Here is a 24,478-nt window from a genome sequence, read left to right on the forward strand (position 1 = left end):
TCAGCACCCTGAGCGCTGCCTGCCGTCGGGCCGGCTTGCGGGACCAGACGGCCGGAAGGGCGACGCCCGCATGGAGCGCGGCGAAGACAGCCACCGCTGGTGGTACAGGCAGTCGGAAAACGGGAACGCCGGGGGCTTGCTCCAGGACGATGGTCGGCCGTGTGCCGAACGAGAGTCGCCCCGGGCCGGTTCACCCAGGCACAACCTTGACTCCCGCCGAACCCGGGGCAAACCCCGCAGGTCAGGCCGTACGCTTCGGAATGGCTCGCCGAACTGCACCGAAGGGGTTGGGAGTTGGCCACACCACCGACGGGTCCCATCGCGGACTTCTGCACCGAGCTGAATCGCATTGTGGGCAAGTGCCGTGTGCCACAGGGAAAGATCGCCGAAGCGCTCGGCCTGAAGAGCACCAGCTCAGTCTCGGAGCTGCTGAACGGGCGGCGTCAGAGGGTGCCGGACTGGGAAACGGTGCGGCTCATCGTCACGCTGTGCGCGGAGCAGAACGGAACAGCCTCACCGCCACCGACCGTGAACCTGGACGTCCGATGGTGGAAGAGTCGGCACGCGGAGTTGGAACGAAGGGCCGAAACAGCCCCGGGCCCGGCCCGACGGCTGTCCGCTCGTACCACTCCCCCTCTGGAGCTCAGTGCAGGAGACAGCGTCAGCATGAGTGTCGAGGAAGCGGTTCGCATGCTGGCCACTGGCCGTATGGAGCTGGTAGCCGCCGTCGACACGCTGATGAGTCCGCCTCGCGGGAGGCGGAGCGGGCGGACGCAGAACGAGCCCGGCATCCTGCATGACCTGCTGAGGCACTTCCCAGAGCGTGTACGGGCAGCGCATGGTGTCGAACGCGCTGCCCTGATTCAGGCCGCGCGGGTGGTGCTCGTGGCGGCGGCAGTCGTGCAGGACACCCCGAGCCGCGAGGAAGCCACTCGTCGCATCCGAAGCCTGGCAGCCGGCATGCACATGGCCTACGCCTCCCCAGCGCGCACCCTCCCCCACTATTTCCCCGCCGAAGCAGTACCGCATGTCATCCGCGACTACGTCCGCCTGGCCACCCCGCTAGCCGCGTCATGCCCTGAGTTCGCGTTGGTGACAGACCTGCCCAACGTGACTCTGGGCGATACCTTGGACAGCCCGGCTGCAACCGCATTGGCCGGCCTGGGGGATCTTCTGTCGGAATTCGCTGTACGGGACGACGAGTTCTCCGTCACCGACCGATCACAACTGCGCCGTCCGATTGCCGAACTCGACTCCCACGGCCCTCAAGCCCCGAGCCTCGCGGAGGGCTACATCAACCCTCGTTTCCGGCTGGCCGACCGGTACGGCTCGTCACACGACGGATTGGCCGCGGACAAGTGGTGGAAGCTACAACCGTCGCACGACGGCATGGAGCGTTTTCTCGCCGCCCACTTCATTGGCCTCCCCGCCCTGCTCACACCTCTCGTCGTGCTTGGTGACCCGGGTGCCGGGAAGTCACTGCTCACAAAGCTGCTGAGCGCGCGGCTGCCGACCCGTGAGTTCCGCCTTTTGCGAGTGGAGTTGCGGCATGTCCCGGCGGAAGCGGACCTGCAATCGCAGTTGGAGCATGCGCTGAGAGAGGAGAAGGGCCGGCAAGTCCATTGGCCGGACTGGTCGGCGCAGGAGTCGGGGCCGGTGCCTGTGGTCCTGCTGGACGGGTTCGACGAACTGCTGCAAGCCGGGGCACAAAGGCTCGGTTCCGCAGGACATTGGAACTATCTGCAGGGCATCGAGGCCTTCCAACAGCGTGAGGCGCGGCTGGGTCGACCGCTGATCGTGATCGTGACGAGCCGCACGGTGGTCGCCGACCGTGCGGACATCCCCCGAAGCAGCCCCGTGGTGCGCCTGGAACCCTTCGAGGAGCCAGAGCTGAAGCGGTGGCTCGCCATCTGGAACGCCACCAACGCGGGTTACTTCGAACGACACCGCGTGCAGCCGCTGGCCCTGGAAGGGATACTCTCCCACCTCGAACTTGCGTCGCAGCCCTTGCTGTTGCTCATGCTGGCGCTGTACGACGCGGTCGACAACAAGCTGCACCGATCGTGTGACCAAGGAATCAGCCGGACCCAGCTGTACGACCGGATGCTCGAGGAGTTCATCCGACGCCAGGTGGACAAGGACAGACCGCTGCCCCCCGACAAGGCGGCCGTCGCGGTCGAACAGGAGTTGTACAGCCTGTCGGTGATCGCCCTCGGGATGTTCCACCGCGGAGCTCAGTCCATTGGCAGCGAGGAGGCCGACAGGGATCTGCAGGCGCTGGGCGCTTCGGCACCCGGCGACACGGAGAAGGGCTCGGGGCTGCTGTTCGGGCGCTTCTTCTTCGTGCACGAGGCGCAGGCCGTCGTCTCAGAGGAGAGACTACGAAGCTACGAGTTCATGCATGCGACCTTCGGCGAGCACCTGGCCGCCCGGCTGATCGAGAAGACACTGCGGGGGATCGCCGACATCGTGGCCGCAGGTTTGCGCACCACGCCCGACGACGGCGAACTGTACGCGCTGCTGTCTTTCGCCCCGCTGACCGACCGGGCGCAGCTCTTGCAGAACCTGCACGACATGGTCGCTGCCTGGCCGGACCAGGCGCGCACCGGCCTGGTACCCACACTCATCGACCTGTTCCGCGCGGCCGCGTGGGAGCCCGAACACCGGACGGCCGTGCCGCACACCCCGATCCGGCTGACGAGGACGTACCGGAACGCGGTGTACGAGGCCAACCTGGTGCTGATCGTCGTCCTGATGGCGGACGAGGTGTCCGCCTCGGAGCTCATCGAGCCCGACAGCGACGCGGTCGACGGCTGGCGACGTCATGCCTTGGGCTGGCAGGGGCAATTGTCCAGTGCATCCTGGACCGCGTTGACCTCGGCTCTCGTCGCGGAGCACTGCTGGCACGCCACTCTGACGGACACCGGCGAGCGGAGGACCGATCTGCGCATCAGTACACGCCGGACACCGCTCGTCCATCATGAGCTCAACTGGTCGCTCCGAAATTCCCCGCCCCGGGCCCCCAAGCCTCTGGCGGGGAATCTGGAGGATCGGCTCTCCGACACGGGCCTTCCGGATCTGATCAGGCGCGTCTCGTTCGTCGGCGATCAGGACATCGAGCTGCTGCTTCATGTCTGCTACCCGGTACTGCTCCAGCTGCCGAGCACCATCTCGCTGTTCAGCGTGGACTCAAACAGGCGAATCCAATCAGCCGCTCAGTCACTCGTCGCCCTGCTGACACGCGATGTGTACGCGCCCACGGTTCTGCCCGACCTGTACCGCGAGTGCCTCGAACACATAATGATGCTGGCGCGGCAGGAGCGCGGGCCCTATATCGAAGCGGTGCTGCGTCATCTGGTCCACGACGCCCCCGCAATGTCCGACGAAGTACTTGCGTCTGCGCTGTCCAAGCTGGGCGAAGCGTTCCTGGACGGCGAGGTCTCCCTCACCCGGGCAATGGAGCAGCCGCTGCTGGACTGCATCCGCCACGCCCTGGCCCGCGGAAGTCGTCTACTGGCCGACCCGGTCGACTCCTTGCGGGGGGCGTTCGTCCGGGACACCGACCCCGGGAACAGTCGCCACACCTCACTGCACCACCTGCTGCTCATGACCCACCTGAGCGACTCCACCCGCACCTGGCAATGGTCGGCCTCTTCCACTTGGCGCGGTCAGGCCGCAGCCCGCAGCTTCGACGGTCTGCTCAGCGAAGTCGACCTCTCCGCAGTCGCCGTCACCCACCCCTCCGCCGTCATCGACCTGCTCCGCCTCGCTGCGGAACTCGGTCTCGACACCTGGCTGAGCGAGCACGCGGCGCAGCTTCTCGGCGCGCTCCCCAGCACGGCTTTTGGTCTGCTGCGCCCCTCGGACCTGGCCCATCTACGGACCGCGCTGCCGGAGGGTGCGTACGCCACCGAGTTCGAGGAGATGGAGCGGGTCTGGCGAGACCCGAACCCTTCGTCACCTTGAGGTGCCCTCCGATCACCAAGAGCAACGCCGGGAGGGGTGTCAAGAACCTACGAGACGGGTTCCCTTCGCCGGCATTGCCCGGATCAGGTTCTGGGGGTCGCCTTCCGGCCTGACCACTGCCTTCCGGCCTCTCAGCCCGACCGTCGACGTCGGCCCCAGCGGATGCGGATGCGTCTCGCCGAAGTCGGCTACTCCGGTCGAACTCCCTCACTCGTCCCGTAGGCCAATACGAGAATAGAACGGCTGAAGGAATACAGAACCCCCCAAAGCTTACTTTTTTCGCTGCCTCCCGCCCCGGCCGACGGGTACCGGGGGACCTCCGTGGTCATCGCCTTCGGTGGCGGAAGGCGCCGAGGAGCTCCGTGAGCACCTTGAGGGCTGCGTTACGGCGGGCCGGGCGACGGGACCACACGGCGGGCAGGACGACACCTCCGTAGACGGCTACGAAGACGAGCGTGGCCGTGCAGAGGAACGGCAGGGGGAGCGACGGGAACGTCATGGTGTTTCTCCGGGTGCGACGGTTACGGGACGGCTTGCGTCCCGACGATCACCCGCCCGTACCGGGGCGCGGCCCGATCCCGACTCCCGCCGAACTTCCAGCGGAAGACGCAGGTCAGGCCCTACGCTTCGGAGGTATCCGCCGAACCGCGCCGAAGGGGTTGGGAGTTGGCCACACCGCCCGCGGGTCCCGTCGCGGACTTCTGTGCCGAACTGCGCCGCCTGGTGCGCGCCTGCGGTGTCGCGCAGGCGGAGATCGCGCAGGCGCTCGGCCGGGGCGCAAGCTCGGTCTCGGAGCTGCTGGGCGGGAGACGGCGTACCGCTCCGGACTGGGATGAGGTGCGGTTGATCGTCGGCCTCTGCGCACAACGGCACACGGTGCGGTCCCGGTCGGTGGGACCGCGCCCGGACGTCGAGTGGTGGCGCGGGCGGCACGCCGAGTTGGAACGCGCTGTGGAACGCACGCGGACGACGCCCGCGGCCGGTCCCCTTGCGCCGCTCTCCGTCACGCCTCCCCCTCCCGCCCCTGCCGCCTCACCCGTCCTCGACGCGGCCGACTGCCTCGACATGGGGGTGGACAAGGCGGTCTCCCTGCTGGCCGACGGCCGTACGGAGCTGATGGACACGGCGGACGGACTGCTGGAGCCGCTGCACGGGGACAGCCGCCCGCCGTACGTCCTGGACGCCCTTCTGGAGGGCTTCCCGCAGCGGGTACGAGCCGTGCACGGCCTGGCGCGTGGCGCGCTCCTCCGGGCCGCCAGGGTGGCACTGGCGGAGGCACTGACCCAGTGCGCGGAACATCTGTCCCAGCTGGGCGCCGAGGACTTCGTACGGCTTCTCACGCGCGAGGCGCTCCAGCCGCCGGAACCCGACCGGACGGACACCGACGACACGAGTGACAGCAACGACTCCGAGCAGCGGGCGCGCTACGTCCACTGCGTCCAGTCGGTCACCCGGCTGACCTTGTCCTGCCCTGAGTTCGCCCTCAATTCCGCTCCGCGAGGCACCGTCGTACGGGCCACCGCGGACGGGCCGGACGCGACCGGACTGGCCGGGCTGGAGGCGCTGCTGGCCGAATGCGCCGGTCAGGACATGCACCTTCGGGCCGAAAGTCCTCGGCTGCGCGACCCCATCGCCTCGCTCGATTCGCCCGGCCCACGGCTGCCCAGCCTGGCACAGGGGTACGTCAACCCACGTTTTCGGCTGGCCACCCCGCAAGGGCCGGAGGGCTTCGAGCGGGGCATCGCCTCCGACAAGTGGTGGGCACAGCAGCCCGCGTACGACACCGTCGAGCACTTCTTCGCTGCATACCTGCTCGGTCTGCCCGCCCTGCTCTCCCCTCTCCTCGTGCTCGGCCACCCCGGTGCCGGCAAGTCGCTGCTGACCAGACTCCTGGCGGCCCGGCTGCCGACGGGCGAATTCCGTCCGCTGCCGGTCGAGCTGCGGTACACGCCGGCAGAGGCCGATGTGCAGACGCAGCTGGAGCACGCCCTGAAGCGGGCCACGGGGCGGTCGGCGAGCTGGCCGGACTGGTCGGAGGCGGAGCCCGGGGTGATCCCGGTGGTGCTGCTGGACGGCTTCGACGAGCTGCTCCAGGCGGGTGCCCAGCGGCTCGACGCGGCACGGCAGTGGGGATATCTGCAGGAGGTCGAACGCTTCCAGCGACGGGAGGCGGAGCTCGGCCGCCCCCTGATCGTGATCGTGACGAGCCGCACGGTCGTCGCGGACCGCGCGGTCATTCCGCAGACCAGTCAGGTGCTGCGTCTGGAGCCGTTCGGACAACCGCAGATCGCGCGCTGGCTGTCCATCTGGAACACCGCGAACACCGACTACCTGACCCGGCTGGGCCTGCGCCCGCTGGCCATGGCAGACGTCTTCGCCCACCATGAACTGGCCGCCCAGCCCCTGTTGTTGCTGATGCTCGCTCTCTACGACGCGGTCGGCAACGGGCTCCAGCGGCTGCGCGAGGAGGACATCAGCCGAACGCAGCTGTACGACCGGCTGCTCACCGAGTTCGTCCGCCGCCAGGTCGAGAAGGACGGCCCGCTGCCTCCGGCGGAGACAGACGCGGCCGTCGAACGGGAACTGCATCGCCTGTCGGTGATCGCCCTCGGCATGTTCCACCGCGGCGCCCAGTCCATCAGCGGTCAGAAGGCGGGCCTGGACCTGGCAACGCTCGACACCTCGGCACCGGACGATTCCGGCCTGCTCTTCGGACGGTTCTTCTTCGTGCACGAGGCACAGGCCGTCGTGACGGAACAACGGCTGCGCAGCTACGAGTTCATGCACGCGACCTTCGGCGAGCACTTGGCCGCGAGGCTTGTCGACCAGGCGCTACGGCGGCTCGTGGACGCCGAATCTCCCGTGAACGACGGGGAGTTGTACGCACTGCTGTCCTTCACCCCGCTCACCGACCGGGCCCAGTTGATGCAGAACCTGCGGGACCGGCTGGAGGCGTGGCCGACGGACCGGCCGCCGACGGTCCTGGTCCAAGCGCTCATCGGCCTGTTCCGGGCGACAAAGTGGGACCCGGAGGACCGTACGCACACGAAGTACCGCCCGCTACGGGTTCCCCGGCGGTACCGGGAAGCGGTGTACGAGGCCAATCTCCTGCTGGTCATGGTGCTCGCGGCGGGCGAGGTGCACGCCTCGGACCTGATCGGGGCAGAGGACGAGACGGTCACCGGCTGGCGGCGGCACGCATTGGGGTGGCAGGCTCAGTTGTCCGGGAGCTCATGGGATCTGTTCTGCTCGACGCTCAGCCTCGAACGCCGTATGAGACGCCTCGATGACGGCGGGCCGTTGTTTCCGGATCTGCTGATCAGTACTCGCCGGACGCCACTCGTCCATCATGAACTCCGCTGGCCGACCACCGATACGGCACCGGATCCCCTGCCGGAGCGGATGCAGCTTCGACTCGACTCGACGGGCATCACACGTCTGATCAGGCGCAGCACGTTCGCCGGGGACTTCGACACCGACCTTCTGCTGCACCTCGGTTACCCCATGCTGCTCCAGCTACCTGACGCTGCGCGGATCCTGTCCGGCCCCCGGTCCCCGGTCCACGCGCTCCTCGCCCTGCTGACCAGAAACGTCTACGACCCCTGGGAGCTGCCGGGCCTGTACAGAACGTGCCTGGGGGCCATGCGATCGCTCGACGGCGACGAAGTGTCCCCCTACCTGGACTCTGTGCTGCGCCAACTGGTCCATGACGCCCCTACGTTGCCCGCCGAGGCACTCGCGTCCGTGCTGACCGAACTGTGCCGGGCGCTGTCGGACGAGCGGGCAACCTCTCAGGACACGGAGCGGCTGCTCCTGCGCATCGTGCGGGAGGCCCTGGATCGCGGAGGCCCCGACCTCATTCACGCCCTGGCCCCGCTCCGCAAGTTCTTCATCAGGCGTGGCAGCGCCGTCGGCTACCTTGAGGAGCTGACCCACATCAGCCACTCCACCCTGACGTGGAAGTGGTCGGGCTCGCTACGCGGCCAGACCGGCGCCCACCACCTCGATCGCGTCCTGGAGAACCTCGATCTGGCCACAACAGCCTCGACCCACCCCGCGGCCATCGTCACGCTCCTGCGCCTGGCCACGGAACTGGATCTCGACGACTGGCTGAAGGCGAACGCCCCGAAGCTGCTGGCAGCTCTGCCCGCCCGCGCCTTCGGCCTCCTGCGCCCCTCGGACCTGGGCCCCCTGCGGGCCGCGCTGCCCGAGGGGGCCTACGTGGAGGAGTTCGAGCAGATCGAATGGACCTGGCGCGACCCCGAACAGACACCATGGTGAGGCGAGCTACTCCTCCGGCGGGAACACCGGTTCCCCACTCCCCAACAGCGTGATCACGATCGCCTCCACCGGGCAGTTCTCCGCAGCCTCCAGGATGCGTTCGTTGGCGTCCGTCTCCGGCTCGACGGGATGCGACTGCATGGCGGAGTCGAGGCGGAAGGCGGCGGTCGCCCGGTGGACGCACTGGGCCGAGCCGATGCAGACGGAGCGGTCGACCTCGACGTGCCAGCGGTCGCCCATGGTCGCTCAGCCCTCCCAGCCCGCCGGGAGATGGATCATCTTGTGTTCGAGGTACTCGCCGTAGCCCTCGGGGCCGAACTCCCGCCCCAGGCCCGAGTTCTTGTAGCCGCCGAAGGGGCCGAGCATGTCGAGGCTGAAGGTGTTCACCGAGTACGTGCCGGTGCGGACCTGTCGCGCCACCTCGATGCCGTGCCCGACGTCCGCCGTCCACACGCTGCCGCTCAGCCCGTAGTCGGAGTCGTTCGCAATCTTCAGGGCCTCGGACTCGTCGCCGTACGGGAGCAGGCAGATCACCGGGCCGAAGATCTCCTCCCTCGCTATCCGCATCGAGTTGTCGACGTCGCCGAAGAGGGTCGGCTCGACGTACCAGCCGCGGTCCAGGCCCGGCGGGCGGCCGCCGCCGGTGAGGATCTTGGCGCCCTCCTCCTGGCCGATGCGGATGTAGTCGAGGTTGCGCTGCTGCTGGCGCCTGGCGACGAGGGGGCCGACCTGGGTCGCCGCATCCAGCGGGTCGCCGACGACCAGGGCGCTCGCCGCCGCCGCGAAGGCCTCGGCGAACTCGTCGTAGCGCGAGCGCGGCAGGAGGATGCGGGTCTGGGCCACGCAGGCCTGGCCGTTGTTCATCCAGGCCGCCGGGACCACGCCCGCGACGGTGGTCGCCACGTCCGCGTCCGGCAGGACGACCGCCGCCGACTTGCCGCCCAACTCCAGGGTGACGCGGGTGAGGTTGCGGGACGCCACCTCCATCACGCGCTTGCCCGCGGCCACCGAACCGGTGAAGGCGACCTTGTCGATCCCGGGGTGCCCGACCAGGTACTCGCTGACCTCGCGGTCCGCGGGGAGGATCGACAGCACCCCCTCGGGCAGGCCCGCCTCGCGGGTGATGTCGGCCAGGATGTACGCGTCCAGCGGCGACTCGGGCGACGGCTTGAGCACCACCGTGCAGCCGGTGAGCAGCGCGGGTGCGAGCTTGGCGGCGGCCACGAACTGCGGGACGTTCCAGGGGACTACGGCCGCCACGACCCCGACGGGCTCCCGCCGCACCAGGATCTTCCCGAGCACACCGTCGCGCTGCTCCTCGTGCGTGAAGTTCCGGGCGACCGTGATCGCCGCGTCCCACACCATCATCGCGCCGAGCGCCTGCGCGAGGACGCTCCAGGAGTACGGGGAGCCGTTCTCGGAGGAGATCACGCGGGCGATCTCCTCGTGCCGTACGGCGATCGCGTCCTTGATGCGGGTGACGACCTCGATCCGTTCGTCGAGGGTCATCCGCGGCCAGGGCCCCTCGTCGAAGGCGCGGCGCGCGACGGCGACGGCCCGGTCGACGTCTTCCCGCGAGGCGTGCGGCACCCGCCCGATGACCTCCTCCGTGTGCGGCGAGATCACCTCGATGACGTCCTTGCCGAGGGGGTCGGTCAACTCCCCGCCGATGAACAGCTGTCCGTGTTCCACGAGCTCGGTCATGGCCGACTGCCTCCCGGAGCGCCTGTCTCTGACGGTTCATCAGATACGGCACTGATACCAGTTCCCCTCGGAGGAGTCCACGGGCCGCACACGACTTGACCGCGTGAACAGGTGACTTGGGCTCCCATCGAAACGCGTTCTAGTTATAGTGGCCCGAGCGTGGCCGGTTCGCGGTGATTGGGGAGCCCATGACGCAGGAGCCCACGACGCAGGTGTACGACCACGGCGGAGGCGTCCGGTCGATCAAGGTCCCCATCCCGGACAATCCGCTCGGCCATACGCTGGTCTACGTCGTCGACACCGACCGCGGGCCCGTACTGATCGACACGGGGTGGGACGACCCCGCCTCCTGGGACACGCTCGTCGAGGCGCTGGCGGCCTGCGGTACGGCGGCGGGCGAGGTGCACGGCGTCGTCATCACCCACCACCATCCCGACCACCACGGCCTCTCCGGCAAGGTGCGCGAGGCGTCCGGCGCCTGGATCGCCATGCATGCCGCGGACACGGCGATCGTGCGGCGCACCCGCGAAACCCGGCCGGGGCGCTGGTTCGCATACATGACCGCCAAGCTGGTCGCCGCCGGCGCCCCCGAGGAGCACGTGGCACCGCTGCGCGACGCGGCCTCCCGCACCACCCTGCCGGGCTTCTCCCCCGCCCTGCCCGACCGGGAGATCGTCCCCGGCGAGCTCCTCGGCCTCCCTGGCCGCCGGCTGCGCGCGATCTGGACGCCGGGGCACACCCCCGGTCACGTCTGCCTGCACCTGGAGGAGCGCCATCCGGCTCAACTGCCCGGCCACGGGCGGCTGTTCTCCGGCGACCACCTGCTCCCCGAGATCACCCCGCACATCGGCCTGTACGAGGACCCCGACGACACCACGGTCACCGACCCACTCGGCGACTACCTCGACTCCCTCGAACGCGTCGGCCGTCTCGCCCCCGCCGAGGTGCTCCCCGCCCACCAGCATGTGTTCGCCGACGCCCCCGCCCGCGTACGGGAGTTGCTGGACCATCACGAGGAGCGGCTCACCGGCCTCCGGTCCCTCCTGGTGGAGCCGCTCACCCCGTGGCAGGTCGCCGAGCGCATGGAGTGGAACCGGCCCTGGGCCCAGATCCCGTACGGGTCGCGGAACATCGCGGTCTCGGAGGCCGAGGCGCATCTGCGGCGGCTGGTGAAGCTGGGCCGGGCGGAGGCGGTGGCGGGGAGCGATCCGGTGACGTATGTGGCGGTGTAAAGCGGTCGCGCCCGGTGATCCACCGCTGGTACGAACGGTCCCATGGACCCGTTGCAGCAACTCCTCGCCGAACGTGCCTGCGAGCGTCTGATCCTCGACTTCGTCCACCGCCTGGACCTCGGGGAGCCGGGTTCCGTCGCCGAGTTGTTCACGGAGGACGGCTGGTGGGAGTGGCCGCCTCCGGGAGACGGGCGGCGGTCCGAGGGGCGTGGGGCGCTGCGGGAGTACTTCGGCGCACGCCCCGCGGACAAGCTCTCGCGGCGGATCATGTCCAACATCCGCGTCACGGTGACGTCGGCGGACACGGCCGAGGCCACCTCGTACTTCACGACGTACCGCATCGAGGGCTGGACGGGCGGCATGGTCCCCGCCGGACCGCCCGTCCAGGTCGGCCACTACGAGGACACCTTCCGCCGCGTCGACGGCCGTTGGCTGCTCGCCTCCCGCACCCTGCACCTCCCCTTCGGCGGCCCGACCCCGCACGCCGGCCGCGGCCCTCTCGAACCCGTCCGCACCGACCTCGCGCCCTTCACCCCCTTCGCCGACGGCAGCATGCCGCCGCTCTCCCAAGGCGTCCGGAGTGGTCCGCTCCTGTTCACCTCCGGACAGGGCCCGCTGGATCCGGCGACCGGCGAGATGCCCACGGACTTCGGCGCGCAGGCGCGGCAGGTCCTCGCCAACGTCGAGGCCGTCGTCGAGGCCGCGGGCGGCGACCGGCGGTCGATCACCCGCTGCACCTGCTATCTGGCCGACCGCGGCCACTTCGCCGAGTTCAACGGCGTCTACCGGGAGTTCTTCGCGGACAGCTCGCCCCTGCCCACTCGTACGACGGTGGTCGCGCGGCCGGTGCGCGAGGGGGTGCTGGTCGAGGTGGACGCGGTGGCCGTCGTCGGCTGACCTCCCTACTTGAACGTACGGATCAACTCCTCGGCCTCCCCGGGGAGTTCGACCTCCCGTCGGCTCATCGTCGGGTTGGCCGCGCGCCGCCGTCGGGCCTCCGTCAGGCCGTCGTCGGTGAGGCGGGAGGGGTCGGCGAGGAGGGTGGTCAGCATGGCGCGGGCGGCGTCGGCGAGCGGTTCGTCCCCGACGGGTTGACCCGGCCCGTGCCGAGCAGCCTCCCCGTCGCCATGGCCCGAAGCCACCGCGGCCCGCGCCTCACAGGCGCCTCTCGGCGTGTTCCTACGGGCCGGTACAGTGGCCGGGTCGTCATCACGCCGTACGGGGGGAAGCCGGTGCAATTCCGGCGCTGACCCGCAACCGTGACCCGCCCACACCGGGCGGCCAGCCGGATCGCCCCGTGCGGTTGTGACCGGCTCACGTGCGTCGGCACCCGTCGGCGCGCGGCACCGTCGAGGCATACGGAGCCGAGCCGCCGGGGTTGTCCCGTGCTGCCCGCTCCCGCAGGGAGAGGCACCCGCCGATCATGAACGTCGTCCGCCGCAGCGTCGCGGTACTGGCCGCCACCACCGTCGTACTGGGTGCAGCCGTCCCCGCCTTCGCCGCGTCCCCCTCCCCGTCGCCCCTGCCAGACGGGCTGTACGGCACGTCCGACCCGAAGTACGACGGCGTCTGGCGCCAGTCGCTGGCGCTGCTCGCGCAGGACACCGTGGGGGTGAAGCCGGCGGCCAAGGCGGTGGACTGGCTGGCGGGACAGCAGTGTGCGAACGGGGCGTTCGCGCCGTTCCGCGCGGACACGGCCAAGGCCTGTGACGCGAAGCTCATGGTCGACACGAACAGCACGGGCGCCGCCGTCCAGGCCCTCGCCGCGCTCGGCGGACACGAGAGCGGCACCGGGAAAGCGATTTCCTGGCTGAAGTCCGTGCAGAACAAGGACGGCGGCTGGGGCTACGCCCCGGGCGGAGCGAGTGACGCGAACTCGACGTCCGTCGTCATCGGCGCGCTGACCGCCGTGGGCGAGAAGCCGGACCAGGTCGTGAAGGACGGCAAGTCCCCGTACGACGCCCTGCTGAAGCTCGCCCTGCCCTGCGACGGGGACGGCTCGGGCGCCTTCGCCTTCCAGCCTGACAAGAAGGGCAAGCTGTCCGCCAACGCGGACGCGACCGCGGCCGCGGTCGTGGGCGCACTCGGCAAGGGGCTGGCCGGGGACTCCCCCAAACCCACCGGCACCACTCCGACGTGCGAGAAGGCCACCGGCCCCGTACAGGCGGCGCAGAACGGTGCCGCATACCTCGTCAAGGCCCTGGCCAAGGACAAGCACCTGACGTCCACGCTGCCCGGCGCCAAGCCCCAGCCCGACTACGGCAACACGGCCGACGCGGTCCTCGCCCTCGCCACCGCGGGCCACGGTGACAAGGCCGCCGACGCCATGCGCTGGCTGGAGACCAACTCCGGGGCATGGGCGAAGCAGGCCGGACCGGCCGCGTATGCGGAGCTGATCCTCGCGGCGAACGCGGAGACCTTCGACGTCCACGACTTCGGCGGCCAGGACCTGGTGAAGCTCCTCGACGCGACCGGCCCCGCGCCCGCCTCGGCTGCGACGCCCTCCGCGCACGGCCGCCGCTCGGACAAGGGGCACAGGGACGACTCCGGCGTCAGCGTCTGGTGGATGATCGGCGTCGGCCTCGTCGGTGGCATCGGCGTCGGCTTCCTGATCAGCGGCCGCAAGAAGAAGGCGCAGCCGTGATACGCCGCTTCGTCCCGCTCCTGTGCGGGCTGTTCCTGACCCTGACCGGCAGCGGCCAGGCGCAGGCCGCCGGTTACCGCTACTGGTCCTTCTGGGACTACGACGCCGGTCACTGGACGTACGCCACCCAGGGCCCCGCCACCGCCCGCCCCTCCGACGGCGCCGTCCAGGGCTTCCGCTTCTCGGTGAGCGAGGACTCGGGCGACTCGGCGAAGCCGCGCGGGGCGGTGTCGTTCCCGGTGATCTGCGCGCGGACGCCTGCGCAGGAGGGCAAGAAGCGCGTGGCGCTCGTCCTCGACTTCGGCACGCCGGCCGACGCACCGTCCGGCGAGACACCGCCGGCCCGCCGCACGGTCTGCGCGCAGATGTCTGCCGACGGCACGACGGCGGATGCGCTGGCCTCGGTGGCGAAGCCGCTGCGGTACGACACGAACGCGCTGCTCTGTGCGATCGACGGGTATCCGCGGAAGGGGTGCGGGGAACAGGTCTCCGGCGCGAAGAAGCCGACCGCTGCCGCACAGAAGGGGGAGAAGACGGGCGGCCCGTCGGTCGGGCTGTTCGTGGGAGTGGGAGCTGTCGCGCTGCTGGCCGCGGCAGCGGTGTGGCAGGCACGGCGACGCAACCATGCATAGCCGCACTGCCAAGCCGGCGCAGCCTGCGGGCAGTCGTGCCGCCGGGGGCGGCACCCGACCCAAAGAGATCGGCACCCCGTCGCGCCGAATTGCGCACCCCACCCACGCGCACCCCCACCGCCCCGCACAACTCCACGCCGGCGCCTGGTGGCTGTGGTCCCTGGGCCTGGGCACCGCAGCCACCCGCACCACCAACCCCCTCCTCCTCGCCCTCCTCATCGCGGCGTCCGCCTACGTCGTAGCCACCTGCCGCACCCGGACCCCCTGGTCCCACTCCTACTCCGCGTTCCTCAAACTTGCCCTCGCCGTCCTCCTCATCCGCCTCGTCTTCGCGGTGGCGCTCGGCTCCCCCATCCCCGGCACCCACGTGATCGCCACCCTCCCCGAACTCCCGCTCCCCCACTGGGCGCAGGGCATCCGCCTGGGCGGCAGGGTCACCGCCGAGTCACTGCTCTTCGCCTTCTACGACGGCCTGAAGCTGGCCACGCTCCTCGTCTGCGTCGGCGCCGCGAACGCCCTGGCCAACCCGTCCCGCCTCCTCAAGTCCCTTCCCGGCGCCCTCTACGAGACGGGCGTGGCCGTGGTCGTGGCCCTCACCTTCGCCCCTCACCTCATCGCCGACGTCCAGCGGCTGCGCGCCGCCCGCCGCCTGCGCGGCCGCCCGGACAGCGGCATCCGCGGACTGCTGCAGGTCGGACTCCCCGTCCTGGAGGGCGCGTTGGAACGTTCGGTCGCCCTCGCCGCCGCCATGGACGCCCGCGGCTACGGCCGCACCGCCGAGGTCCCGCCCGCCGTTCGCCGCACCACCGCCGCCCTCACCCTCGGCGGCCTGCTCGGCGTCTGCGCGGGAACGTACGGCCTGCTCACCGCCGAAGGCGGCACATACGGCCTGCCCCTGCTGCTCGCCGGGGTCGCCGCGGCCCTGGCCGGTCTGCGGCTGGGCGGCCGACGCAGCCTGCGCACGCGATACCGGCCCGACCGCTGGGACATCCGCGCCTGGCTGGTGACGGCCTCCGGCGCCGTGGTCGCCGCACTGCTCACCCTCGCCGCCGACGCCGACCCGGCGGCCCTGCACCCCGGTGTCGTCCCGCTCGTCGCCCCCACGCTCCCCCTCTGGCCGGCGGCGGCCGTACTCCTCGCCCTGCTGCCCGCACTCATCGCGCCCAAGGAGCCGTCATGATCCGCTTCGAGGACGTCTCCGTGACGTACGAGGGGGCAGCCGAACCCAGCGTCCGAGGCGTGGACTTCGAGGTCCCGGAAGGCGAACTCGTCCTGCTGGTAGGCCCGTCGGGAGTCGGAAAATCGACGATCCTCGGCGCGGTCAGCGGTCTCGTCCCGCACTTCACGGGCGGCACCCTGCGGGGGCGTGTCACGGTGGCGGGCCGCGACACCCGTACGCACAGGCCGCGCGAACTCGCGGACGTGGTGGGCACGGTGGGCCAGGACCCGCTCTCCCACTTCGTGACGGACACCGTGGAGGACGAACTCGCCTACGGAATGGAGTCGTTGGGCCTCGCACCCGACGTGATGCGCCGCCGCGTCGAGGAGACCCTCGACCTCCTCGGCCTGACCGACCTCCGCAACCGCCCCATCGCCACCCTCTCCGGCGGCCAGCAGCAACGCGTCGCCATCGGCTCGGTCCTCACCCCGCACCCCCAGGTCCTGGTCCTGGACGAACCGACCTCGGCTCTCGACCCGGCAGCGGCGGAGGAAGTCCTCGCCGTCCTCCAACGCCTGGTCCACGACCTCGGCACCACGGTCCTGATGGCAGAACACCGCCTGGAACGGGTCATCCAGTACGCGGACCAGGTCGCGCTGCTACCTGCTCCAGGAGCCCCACTACAACTCGGCCCCCCGGCCGACATGATGGCCGTATCTCCGGTGTATCCGCCTGTGGTGGCTCTTGGCCGCCTGGCAGGTTGGTCCCCACTCCCCCTGACCGTGAGGGACGCACGCCGCCGGGCAGCGGACCTCCGCAACCGACTCTCGCAGCCTGCGGACAGCCGTACGCAGCCTGCGGGCAGTCGTGCCGCTAGGGCGGCACGGGTGGGCGCAGGCGGCACCCCGCAAGCGTGGGCAAGCACACCCGCCCCTACCCCAGCCCCCACCCACCGCTGGCTCCCCTTCCTCCGCAACCACAAGCCCACCCCCACCACACCCCCAGCAACAGTCCCACCCACCGCGGAAATCCACGCCCTATCCGTCCGCCGAGCCCGCATCCAAGCCCTCCGCCACATAGACCTGACCATCACCCCCGGCGAGACCCTCGCCCTGATGGGTCGCAACGGCGCCGGCAAATCCACCCTCCTCAACACCCTCGTAGGCCTGGCAGAACCCACCACGGGTTCGGTAAGCGTCGGCGGCCTCACTCCCCACCGCACACCACCCTCCACCCTCGTCCGCCACGTAGGCCTCGTCCCCCAGGAACCCCGCGACCTCCTCTACGCCGACACGGTCGCAGCCGAGTGCACCGCCGCCGACCGCGACGCCCAAGCCACCTCCGGCACCTGCCGCACCCTCCTCTCGAACCTCCTCCCCGACACCATCGGCATCACCGACGACACCCACCCCCGCGACCTCTCCGAGGGCCAACGCCTCACCCTCGCCCTGGCCGTGGTCCTCACCGCCCGCCCACCCCTGCTCCTCCTCGACGAACCGACCCGCGGCCTGGACTACGCGGCAAAGGTCCGGCTGGTGACCCTGCTCCGCGCCCTGGCAGCCGAGGGACACGCGATCGTCCTGGCCACGCACGACGTCGAACTGGCCGCCGAACTCGCCCACCGGGTGGTCCTGCTCGCCGACGGAGAGGTGATCGCCGACGGCCCGACGGCCGAGATCGTCGTCTCGTCCCCGTCCTTCGCCCCGCAGGTCACCAAGATCCTTGCCCCGCAGCAGTGGCTCACGGTCGCGCAGGTACGGGAGGCCCTGGCATGACGCCGCAGGCCCGCCCCATCCGCCTGGGCCCCCGTTCGCTCACCGCCCTCGCCCTCGTCAGCGCCGTGGGCGTGGCCGCCTTCGGCTGGCCCTTCCTCGCCCCGCCCACCTCACAGCTCGGCGCCCACGCCCAGGACGCCCCCTGGCTCTTCGCGGGCCTCCTGGTGCTGCTGGTCGCGGTCGTGGCCGCGACCATCGCGGAGTCCGGGCTCGGCCCGAAGGCGGTCGCCATGCTCGGGGTGCTCGCGGCGACCGGCGCGGCCCTGCGCCCGCTCGGCGCGGGGACCGCGGGCATCGAGCCGATGTTCTTCCTGCTGGTGTTGAGCGGACGCGTGCTCGGCCCGGGTTTCGGCTTCACCCTCGGCTCGCTCACCATGTTCGCGTCCGCGCTGCTCACGGGCGGGGTGGGCCCGTGGATGCCGTTCCAGATGCTGGCGATGGGCTGGTTCACGATGGGGGCCGGGCTGCTCCCGGGGCCCGACCGCCTGCGCGGCCGCGGCGAACTCGCCCTCCTCGCCGCCTACGGCTTCCTCGCCGCCTTCGCCTACGGCACGATCATGAACCTGGCCGGCTGGCCCTTCATGGGCGCGCTCGCCTCGGGCATCGCCTTCGACCCGCAGGCCGCCGTCCCCGCCAACCTGGCCCGTTTCCTCGCGTACTGCGCGGCCACCTCGCTGGGCTGGGACCTGGGCCGGGCCGTCGTCACCGTCGTACTGACGCTGACGCTCGGCCCGGCGGTGCTCAGGGCACTACGCAGAGCCACCCGCAGGGCGGCGTTCGAGACCGCGGTCACTTTCGACCCCCGTTGACCGGTGAACCACCCCACATGACCCACATCACCCACTAACCTACCTAGTAGTGCAAACCGGACGCCATGTCCACGCCATAACGGCCCCTGACCTGCACTTTGAGAGCCAGGTCACACAAACCCCGGCCCGCCCACATACGACCACAACTAGCAAATACGGTCATTGCGGACCCCTTCCGAGCCTGCTTCTCTGGATGACGTCGCACGGCGCCGATGTGCCCCCAGGGCCACGGCGCCGACGCATGCCCCCCCGGGTTCCCTCGGGTCTCCCGGGACTCCGGGACTGCGTGCGACCCCCTGTCCCCGAAGAAAAAGGTTCCTCGTGTTCGTCTCCCGCATCGCCCGCCGCATCGCGTCCCCGAAGAAGGCCCTCGCCTCCGCCGCCGTGGCCGCCGCCACCGCCGGCATGGTGCTGACCGCGGCTCCCGCTCACGCCGCGACCGCCTCCTCGGCCGCCGGCGCACAGGCGATCGCGCACAAGATGATCCCGAGCGCGGCGCAGTACAACGCCTTCAGCAAGATCGTCGAGCGCGAGAGCGGCTGGAACGTCACCGCCACCAACGCCTCCTCCGGCGCCTACGGCCTGGTCCAGGCCCTCCCGGGCTCGAAGATGGCCAGCGCCGGCTCGGACTGGAAGACCAACCCCCGGACCCAGATCAAGTGGGGCCTGGACTACATGAACTCCCGCTACGGCAGCCCGACCGGCGCCTGGGCGTTCTGGCAGGCCAACGGCTGGTACTGAGCCGCCGCACCCGGCTCATCCCCGAGCCCGTACGCCGTCGAAGAACCGCACCACCTGCGGAGCCGACACGGCGAAGGAGCCGAAGTGGTCCACGGCTCCCTGATCGACCACCCGCACCCTCGTTCCCTGACCGGCGAGGGTGCGGGCGCATGTGCGGGCATTGCCGATGGGCACGTCGGTGTCGTTGTCACCCGCGTACAGCCGCACCGGAACGTCCGGCTTCCAGTCGCAGGTGTGGTCGGCGGCGCGCACCGCGTCCAGCAGCCCGCCCGACGGGTGCCGCAGCCGCTCCCGGAAGGCGGGCGTGAGCAGGTCCCGCAGCGTGGGGGCGAGCCCCTTGATGACGTCGTCCTCCTCGTGGTTCCCGTCGTAGAGGCCCTCGACCCGGCCGGCGTACGGGGCGCGGAAGACCTCCGCCGGGTTCTTGTAGATCGGGTGGAGACGGTTCTGCGCGACCAGCCAGTACGAGATGTAGAGCACCCCGCTGGTGTCGTTGACCCGGCCGTCGAACAGCGCGGGCATCTCCTGGCGCTCCAGGGCGTACGGGCCGCTGATCGGCGCGAGGGCCTTCAGCCGGAAGTGCGCGTCGGCGCCCCGCCCCAGCGCCTTGCCCAGTGCCATGGCGACCTGGCCGCCCTGTGAGAACCCGGTCGCGTAGACGTCGCCGGTGAGCGGGCGACCCAGCCGCTCCGCCGCCGTGCGGGCCGCGCGCAGCATGTCGAGGGAGGCGGTGACGGAGGAGTGGGTGTCCATGTACGGATGCGGGCCAGGCCCCTCGCCCAGGCCCAGGTAGTCGGGGGCGGCCACCGCGCGCCCGGCGCTCGCGTTCAGATACGACGGGATCCGGCCGAAGTCCTCGCTCGCGGAGGGCGCGTAGCTGCGCTTGACCATCGTGCCGTGGGTGTCGGACACCAGGTCGAGCCGGTGGGCGCCGCCCTTGGGGAGGGTGAGGAGCCCGGTGGCGGTCGTCGGCTTCCCGTACGGGTCGACGGTCCGGTACGTCAGCCGGTACGCCTGTACGCCGTACCGAACGGGGTCCGTGGCGACGCCCCTGTCGGCCACGAACTTCCTGAGCTGCCCGGCGTCGCGGTCGGCGACCGGGGTGACGGAGACCAGGTCTCCGCGTCGCGGCCCGGGATGCGTCTGCCCGGCGGCGGTGGCCACGGGCGCCGCGGCGAGCCCCGCGAGCAACAGGGCGGCTACTCCGGCGAGAGCCCTCCGTGTTCGCCAACTTGCCTTGTTCTCTTGGGATTTATGCGTCTCATCGCTCATGTCCCCGACGCTACGGACACGCACGCCACGTCGACATCCGAGAGTCCCCCGCGTCCGTGGTGGACTTGAGTCCACCCTGGCCGTCCGGCCACCCGGAGAGTCGATGAGCGTGAACGAGAGCGACCAGGAGGCGCGCGGACTACGTCCGGTGCGCGTGCTGTTGGGGCTCACGGTGGTCAGTGGGCTGATCGATGCCGTGAGTTACCTGGGGCTCGGGCATGCCGGGGGTCTGGGGGTGTCCCCCAGACAAGCACAGCACGGCCAACATGACCGGCAACGTGGTCGTGCTGGGCTTCGCCGCCGGGGCGCCCGGGTTCTCCGTACCGCACACGGCGACCTCGCTGGTCTGCTTCCTCCTCGGCGCGGTGCCCGGAGGGCGGGTCCGCCGCGGCCGCCTTCGCCGCCCCGCACGCCGCCGCCACCGTGTACGCCCTCATCGCCCTCACGGCCTTCGCCATGGGCCTGCGCAACGCCACGGACCGCAAGCTCGGCATCATCGACCTGACCACGACGGTCCTGACGATGACCCGCACCGGCCTCGCCGCCGACTCCCGGACCGGCGGCGGCTCGGGCCACCGCTCCCCACGACGCTCGGCCTCGGTCGTCGCGATGGCCGCCGGTGCCTGCCTCGGCGCCTGGCTGGTGCTCCACCGCGGACTGGGCATTGCGCTGCTGGTGGCGGCGGGGGCGGCGGACGTGCTGGCGGTGGTTGGCGTCGGGGCGGAGTGACCCCGGCGCCCCCGTACCGCTCACTTGCCGATCACTCGCTGATCACTTGCTGAGGAAGGACAGCAGCGCGGTGTTGACCTCCTCCGCGTGGGTCCACAGCAGGCCGTGCGGGGCGCCCTCGATCTCCACGTACTCGGCGGAGGGCAGCAGGGCGCGGAACGGCCGCCCGGTCGAGTCGATCGGCAGGATACGGTCGCCGGTGCCGTGCAGGATCAGCGTCGGCACGTCGACCTTCGCCACGTCCGCGCGGAAGTCGGTGATCCAGGTCGGCACGCAGGCCACCGAGGCGTGCGCCGAGGCAGCGGCCGCCACGTTCCAGCTGTTGCGCACGGCCTCCTCGCTGATGCGGCTGCCGAGCGTCTCGTCCAGGTTGTAGAAGTCCTGGTAGAACGCGGTGAAGTAGGCGTACCGGTCCTTGCTGACGGCTTCCAGGATGCCGTCGAAGACCTGCTGGTCGACGCCGGTGGGGTTGTCGTCGGTCTTGAGCAGGAAGGGCTCCAGCGACGCCAGGAAGGCGGCCTTCGCCACCCGGCCCGAACCGTAGGTGCCCAGGTAGCGGCCCACCTCGCCGGTGCCCATCGAGAAGCCGACCAGGACGGCGTCCGTCAGGTCCAGCGTGGTCAGCACCTTGTCCAGGTCGGCGGCGAAGGTGTCGTAGTCGTAGCCCGTGGTCGGCTGCGAGGAACGGCCGAAGCCGCGGCGGTCGTAGGTGATGACCCGGTGGCCGGCCTCCAGCAGGGCGGGCACCTGCCGCTCCCAGGAGTGGCCGTCGAGCGGGTAGCCGTGGATGAGCACGACCGGCTGCCCGGTGCCGTGGTCCTCGTAGTAGAGCTCGATCGGCGCGCTGTTCTCCTCGCCGACGGTGATGTACGGCATGTCGGTTCCCCTTCCATGGGCGGGACGTTGCCAACGGCTACCAGCACACCACCGGTGATTAGTGGTCACCAGGCAGAAGCACAGGCGGAAGTACGGTCGATCGGCCAAACGGCGTCCGACATTCCGGCTCCGTGACGGATGGATGCTTGTTCTAATTGCCGTGATGACCAGAAATGATCCGGATGTTTCTCAGAGCGGTACGGCTTTCGGCGTCACGCTGCGCTCCCTGCGCCGGGCCGCCCGGCTGACCCTGGAAGGACTGTCCGAGGCGTCCGGGGTGAGCGTCCGCGCGCTCGGCGACCTGGAGCGCGGCCGGAGCCGCGGACCGCAGCGCCGTACCGTCGACGCGCTCGCCGCCGCCCTCGAACTGGACGGCGGACAGCGCGAGCGCCTGCAGCGGCTGGCCGACGCCGGCCGCGGACGCGGCGGCCCGACCGCACCGCCCCATCTCCTGCGCACCGTCGCCGACTTCACCGGCCGCGAGCGGGAACTGGCCGATCTGGAGGCACTCGCCACCACCGCCGGCTCCCGGGCCGCGGTGCTCTTCGGGCCGGGCGGGCAGGGCAAGACGACGCTCGCCGCGGAGGCCGTGCGGCGACTGGCCGGGCACTTCCCGGACGGCTGCGTCTGTGTGCGGCTGCACGGCATGAGCGAGGCACCGCTGCCCGCCTCCGAGGCGCTGTTGCTGGTGCTGACGGCGCTCGGTCATCCGCCCGACCGGATCCCGGTGGACCCGGCCGCCCGGGAGGCCGTCTACCGGGCCACCCTGGCCTCCCGCCGAGCACTGATCGTCCTCGACGACGCGGCCGACGAGGAACGGACCAGACCGCTGCTGCCGGACGCCGAGGGCAGCTTCGTGCTGGTCACCAGCAGGCGGCCGCTGGCCGGGCTGGAAGGCGTACGGCGCATCAGGCTCGGCGGACTCAGCGGCCGGGAGTCGGCGACGCTGCTGGAGCGCATCCTCGGCGCCCCGCGCACCGGCGGCCAGTCCGAGGCGATTGCCCGGCTGACCGAACTGTGCGGGCATCTGCCGCTGGCCCTGCGGATCGTCGGCAACCGCCTCTCCAGCCGCCCGGGCTGGACCCCGTCCCATCTGGCCGACCAACTCGGCGACGAGGAACGGCGGTTGAACGGCCTGATCGCGGGCGACCTCGCCGTGCGCAGCGCCCTCGCCCTCTCCTACGGACAGCTCACCGTCCCCCACCGGATGCTGTTACGCCGGCTCGCGCTGCTGCCCGGGCCCGACACCGGCCCCGGCCTCGCGGCCGTCCTGACCGGCGAGGACGCGTGGACGACCGAGGACTCCCTCGACGTCCTGGTCGACCGCGGCCTGCTGGAGGAGCCCGCACCGGGCCGATACGGCCTGCATGACCTGGTGCGCCTCTTCGCCCGTGAGCAACTCGACGAGGAGGAGACACAGCCGGTGGGCCTCCGCATGGCGGACTGGCTGCTGCGCTCGGCATCCGCGGCGGGCCGCTGGTTCGAGGCGCCGGGTGCGCCTCAGCCGTGGCCCGGTGAGGTCCCGGCCTTCGCGCCCGCGTCGGCCGACGAGGCGGAGGCGTGGCTGACGACCGAACGGCCCCACTGGGTCGGCGCGTTGCCCCTCATGTTCGAGGCGGGCCGGCACCAGGAGATCCTCCACACCTCACGCACCCTGTACTGGTTCTCCGACCGCTGGGACAAGTGGCCCGAGTGGCAGAGCCTGTTCTCGTACGGCGCCCGCAGCGCGGCGGCGCTCGGGGACCGGGCGGCCGAGGCCCACCAGTTCAACTGTCTCGCCTGGGCGCACACGTTCACCTTCCAGCACGAGCGGGCCGAGCAACTCGCCGAACGCGCACTGGCGTTGGCGACCGAGGCGGGCGACGTCGGGCAGCAGGCCTGGGCGTGGGCCTACCTCACCGGGGCCCGCATGAACCTGAAGCGCCCCGCGGAGGCGGAGCAGGCGGCCGAGAACGCCATACGGCTCTTCGAGGCCACCGGCGACACCACCGGAAAGGCGGTCGCCCAGCGCGTCCGCGGCAGCGCACTGCGCGAGGCCGGCCGCCCGGAGGAGGCCCTGGCCATCCACCGCGCCCTGCTCGGCGCCCGGGCCGGTGACGTGCCCGACCTCGACAACTACATGCGGGCCATCCTCCAGCACGAGACGGCCCTGGACCTGCTCGCCCTGCGCCGCTGGCCCGAAGCCGCCGAGGCCTACCGGGCCGTCACCGTCCCCGCCACCCACAAGGGCATCGACCACCTCCGGGCCCGCGCACTCTCCGGCCTGGCCACCGCCCTGGAACACTGCGGCGACCTGGCAGAGGCCCACACCCACTACACCCGGGCCCACACCCTGTTCACCGCGCTCGGCGACACGACCTCCGCCGCAAAGACAGCGGCCGCGATCGAGCGGACCCGCCCGGCCGACGCCGTCCGTCACCCCAGGTCGACCGCCACCCGATGATCCGGCTGCCCGTCCTTGGCCAGGATCGACTGCTCGTCGGCGACGGCCCGGTACAGCCGCATGCCGGACTCGCCCCGGACGTCCTCGGCGGTCCGGACCCGCCCGCCGTGCCGTACGGAACGCTGGGAGAAGACGTCCAGCCAGCGTGCGAGGCCGTCCCCCGCCACGCGCGCGGCGACGGAAGAACGCGCGGTAGCCCTCATGAGCGAGCGATC

Annotated in this window: 18 protein-coding genes, 2 pseudogenes and 1 riboswitch; of the genes and pseudogenes, 13 read left to right on the plus strand and 7 right to left on the minus strand. The window is 71.0% G+C overall.

Annotated features, from left to right (window positions below; all coding sequences use genetic code 11):
- Window positions 1–666: 666 nt before the first annotated feature.
- Window positions 667–3,966: an NACHT domain-containing protein gene (locus ACWDAG_RS06410; RefSeq protein WP_450694458.1), complete on the plus strand. Its 3,300-nt coding sequence runs from the start codon at window positions 667–669 to the stop codon at window positions 3,964–3,966.
- Window positions 3,967–4,291: 325 nt separating this feature from the next.
- Here the strand turns inward: ACWDAG_RS06410 and ACWDAG_RS06415 are convergent, their stop codons facing one another.
- Window positions 4,292–4,465, minus strand: coding sequence for a hypothetical protein (locus ACWDAG_RS06415; RefSeq protein WP_450694459.1), 174 nt, complete (start codon window positions 4,463–4,465; stop codon window positions 4,292–4,294).
- Between the two features lie 167 nt (window positions 4,466–4,632).
- Here ACWDAG_RS06415 and ACWDAG_RS06420 point away from each other — a divergent pair, with 167 nt between their 5' ends.
- Window positions 4,633–8,247, plus strand: coding sequence for a hypothetical protein (locus ACWDAG_RS06420; protein WP_450694460.1), 3,615 nt, complete (start codon window positions 4,633–4,635; stop codon window positions 8,245–8,247).
- A 6-nt stretch (window positions 8,248–8,253) separates the two neighbouring features.
- Here ACWDAG_RS06420 and ACWDAG_RS06425 read toward each other — a convergent pair whose 3' ends face one another.
- Together ACWDAG_RS06425 and ACWDAG_RS06430 are read right to left on the minus strand one after the other, a co-directional pair.
- Window positions 8,254–8,487, minus strand: a complete 234-nt coding sequence (locus tag ACWDAG_RS06425; protein ID WP_450694461.1) for a ferredoxin — start codon at window positions 8,485–8,487, stop codon at window positions 8,254–8,256.
- A gap of 6 nt (window positions 8,488–8,493) precedes the next feature.
- Window positions 8,494–9,951, minus strand: a complete 1,458-nt coding sequence (locus ACWDAG_RS06430; protein ID WP_450694462.1) for an aldehyde dehydrogenase — start codon at window positions 9,949–9,951, stop codon at window positions 8,494–8,496.
- Window positions 9,952–10,139: 188 nt separating this feature from the next.
- On the opposite strand from ACWDAG_RS06430, the gene ACWDAG_RS06435 reads away from it, so the two are divergent.
- The 3 genes and pseudogenes from ACWDAG_RS06435 to ACWDAG_RS06445 all read left to right on the plus strand — a co-directional run bounded on the left by ACWDAG_RS06435 (window position 10,140) and on the right by ACWDAG_RS06445 (window position 12,080).
- Window positions 10,140–11,183 (plus strand): MBL fold metallo-hydrolase, encoded by a 1,044-nt coding sequence (locus ACWDAG_RS06435; RefSeq protein WP_450694463.1) that lies wholly within the window; start codon window positions 10,140–10,142, stop codon window positions 11,181–11,183.
- Between the two features lie 42 nt (window positions 11,184–11,225).
- A pseudogene (locus ACWDAG_RS06440) lies at window positions 11,226–11,672 on the plus strand (nuclear transport factor 2 family protein); the annotation flags it as partial.
- Window positions 11,673–11,735: 63 nt separating this feature from the next.
- A complete protein-coding gene (locus ACWDAG_RS06445) occupies window positions 11,736–12,080 on the plus strand; it encodes a RidA family protein (protein WP_450694792.1) in 345 nt (114 codons plus the stop codon).
- 5 nt (window positions 12,081–12,085) lie between these two features.
- Here the strand turns inward: ACWDAG_RS06445 and ACWDAG_RS06450 are convergent, their stop codons facing one another.
- On the minus strand, window positions 12,086–12,325 hold the full coding sequence (locus ACWDAG_RS06450) for a hypothetical protein (protein WP_450694464.1): 240 nt from the start codon (window positions 12,323–12,325) through the stop codon (window positions 12,086–12,088).
- 46 nt (window positions 12,326–12,371) lie between these two features.
- Window positions 12,372–12,469, plus strand: a riboswitch (cobalamin riboswitch).
- A gap of 137 nt (window positions 12,470–12,606) precedes the next feature.
- Here ACWDAG_RS06450 and ACWDAG_RS06455 point away from each other — a divergent pair.
- The 6 genes from ACWDAG_RS06455 (at window position 12,607) to ACWDAG_RS06480 (ending at window position 18,943) form a co-directional block, all read left to right on the plus strand.
- Window positions 12,607–13,827, plus strand: a complete 1,221-nt coding sequence (locus ACWDAG_RS06455; RefSeq protein ID WP_450694465.1) for a prenyltransferase/squalene oxidase repeat-containing protein — start codon at window positions 12,607–12,609, stop codon at window positions 13,825–13,827.
- Complete coding sequence (locus ACWDAG_RS06460; protein WP_450694466.1) at window positions 13,824–14,459, plus strand: SCO2322 family protein; 636 nt, start codon at window positions 13,824–13,826, stop codon at window positions 14,457–14,459. The genes ACWDAG_RS06455 and ACWDAG_RS06460 overlap by 4 nt, the downstream gene beginning before the upstream one ends.
- Window positions 14,452–15,639: an energy-coupling factor transporter transmembrane component T gene (locus ACWDAG_RS06465; protein ID WP_450694467.1), complete on the plus strand. Its 1,188-nt coding sequence runs from the start codon at window positions 14,452–14,454 to the stop codon at window positions 15,637–15,639. The genes ACWDAG_RS06460 and ACWDAG_RS06465 overlap by 8 nt, the downstream gene beginning before the upstream one ends.
- Window positions 15,636–17,393: an ABC transporter ATP-binding protein gene (locus tag ACWDAG_RS06470; RefSeq protein WP_450694468.1), complete on the plus strand. Its 1,758-nt coding sequence runs from the start codon at window positions 15,636–15,638 to the stop codon at window positions 17,391–17,393. Before ACWDAG_RS06465 ends, ACWDAG_RS06470 begins: the two co-directional genes overlap by 4 nt.
- Entirely contained in the window at window positions 17,390–18,202 is an 813-nt protein-coding gene (locus ACWDAG_RS06475; protein WP_450694469.1) for an ECF transporter S component, read from the plus strand. The genes ACWDAG_RS06470 and ACWDAG_RS06475 overlap by 4 nt, the downstream gene beginning before the upstream one ends.
- Before the next feature lie 321 nt (window positions 18,203–18,523).
- Window positions 18,524–18,943: an aggregation-promoting factor C-terminal-like domain-containing protein gene (locus ACWDAG_RS06480; protein ID WP_450694470.1), complete on the plus strand. Its 420-nt coding sequence runs from the start codon at window positions 18,524–18,526 to the stop codon at window positions 18,941–18,943.
- Between the two features lie 15 nt (window positions 18,944–18,958).
- Here ACWDAG_RS06480 and ACWDAG_RS06485 read toward each other — a convergent pair whose 3' ends face one another.
- Complete coding sequence (locus ACWDAG_RS06485; protein WP_450694471.1) at window positions 18,959–20,215, minus strand: alpha/beta hydrolase family protein; 1,257 nt, start codon at window positions 20,213–20,215, stop codon at window positions 18,959–18,961.
- Between the two features lie 103 nt (window positions 20,216–20,318).
- On the opposite strand from ACWDAG_RS06485, the pseudogene ACWDAG_RS06490 reads away from it, so the two are divergent.
- Window positions 20,319–20,944 (plus strand): annotated as a pseudogene (locus ACWDAG_RS06490) (YoaK family protein).
- Between the two features lie 42 nt (window positions 20,945–20,986).
- Here ACWDAG_RS06490 and ACWDAG_RS06495 read toward each other — a convergent pair.
- A complete protein-coding gene (locus ACWDAG_RS06495) occupies window positions 20,987–21,820 on the minus strand; it encodes an alpha/beta fold hydrolase (RefSeq protein WP_450694472.1) in 834 nt (277 codons plus the stop codon).
- Window positions 21,821–21,983: 163 nt separating this feature from the next.
- Between ACWDAG_RS06495 and ACWDAG_RS06500 the strand changes: the two genes are divergently transcribed.
- Entirely contained in the window at window positions 21,984–24,263 is a 2,280-nt protein-coding gene (locus tag ACWDAG_RS06500) for an ATP-binding protein (protein ID WP_450694473.1), read from the plus strand.
- Here the strand turns inward: ACWDAG_RS06500 and ACWDAG_RS06505 are convergent.
- Window positions 24,236–24,466 (minus strand): hypothetical protein, encoded by a 231-nt coding sequence (locus ACWDAG_RS06505; protein ID WP_450694474.1) that lies wholly within the window; start codon window positions 24,464–24,466, stop codon window positions 24,236–24,238. The two genes, ACWDAG_RS06500 and ACWDAG_RS06505, sit on opposite strands and share 28 nt — an antisense overlap.
- Window positions 24,467–24,478 lie beyond the last annotated feature (12 nt).

The sequence above is a fragment of the Streptomyces sp. NPDC001157 genome (assembly GCF_053598255.1).

Coding starts and splice junctions, on each gene's coding strand:
- ACWDAG_RS06435 (WP_450694463.1), top strand. CDS start 10,140: ATGACGCAGGAGCCCACGACGCAGGTGTACGACCACGGCGGAGGCGTC.
- ACWDAG_RS06495 (WP_450694472.1), bottom strand. CDS start 21,820: ATGCCGTACATCACCGTCGGCGAGGAGAACAGCGCGCCGATCGAGCTC.
- ACWDAG_RS06415 (WP_450694459.1), bottom strand. CDS start 4,465: ATGACGTTCCCGTCGCTCCCCCTGCCGTTCCTCTGCACGGCCACGCTC.
- ACWDAG_RS06475 (WP_450694469.1), top strand. CDS start 17,390: ATGACGCCGCAGGCCCGCCCCATCCGCCTGGGCCCCCGTTCGCTCACC.
- ACWDAG_RS06425 (WP_450694461.1), bottom strand. CDS start 8,487: ATGGGCGACCGCTGGCACGTCGAGGTCGACCGCTCCGTCTGCATCGGC.
- ACWDAG_RS06485 (WP_450694471.1), bottom strand. CDS start 20,215: ATGAGCGATGAGACGCATAAATCCCAAGAGAACAAGGCAAGTTGGCGA.
- ACWDAG_RS06410 (WP_450694458.1), top strand. CDS start 667: ATGAGTGTCGAGGAAGCGGTTCGCATGCTGGCCACTGGCCGTATGGAG.
- ACWDAG_RS06445 (WP_450694792.1), top strand. CDS start 11,736: ATGCCGCCGCTCTCCCAAGGCGTCCGGAGTGGTCCGCTCCTGTTCACC.
- ACWDAG_RS06465 (WP_450694467.1), top strand. CDS start 14,452: ATGCATAGCCGCACTGCCAAGCCGGCGCAGCCTGCGGGCAGTCGTGCC.
- ACWDAG_RS06505 (WP_450694474.1), bottom strand. CDS start 24,466: ATGAGGGCTACCGCGCGTTCTTCCGTCGCCGCGCGCGTGGCGGGGGAC.
- ACWDAG_RS06430 (WP_450694462.1), bottom strand. CDS start 9,951: ATGACCGAGCTCGTGGAACACGGACAGCTGTTCATCGGCGGGGAGTTG.
- ACWDAG_RS06500 (WP_450694473.1), top strand. CDS start 21,984: ATGACCAGAAATGATCCGGATGTTTCTCAGAGCGGTACGGCTTTCGGC.
- ACWDAG_RS06455 (WP_450694465.1), top strand. CDS start 12,607: ATGAACGTCGTCCGCCGCAGCGTCGCGGTACTGGCCGCCACCACCGTC.
- ACWDAG_RS06470 (WP_450694468.1), top strand. CDS start 15,636: ATGATCCGCTTCGAGGACGTCTCCGTGACGTACGAGGGGGCAGCCGAA.